This window comes from Flavobacterium xizangense (assembly GCF_054075145.1).
The window spans coordinates 1-243 of the sequence record NZ_JBSIPG010000275.1; the positions used below are offsets into that span (position 1 = coordinate 1).

General features: G+C 44.0%; 1 protein-coding gene. It reads right to left on the reverse strand.

The window, feature by feature from the left end:
* Window positions 1-243: early set domain-containing protein (locus tag ACWA1B_RS23410; protein WP_456911083.1), on the reverse strand; the 243-nt coding region annotated here is incomplete at both ends.

Here is a 243-nt window from a genome sequence, read left to right on the forward strand (position 1 = left end):
CTTGGAAAGAGCCAACATTAAGAAAAAAGTCGGTACACGACGGCGCCAGTTTCAAGGTCTGACTTCCGTTTGCACTTCTAAATACAATTCCCATTTTTGTTGCCGCTGTCTGCTGAGCTGTTGTTAACGCAAAATAGGTGCTTGGCGTGATCGTAATACTCCATGTGCCATTTGCATTCTTAGTCATTAATCCAACGCCATCATCGGTTCCCCAATTTCCTTTGACAACTTGCCAAGGATTTG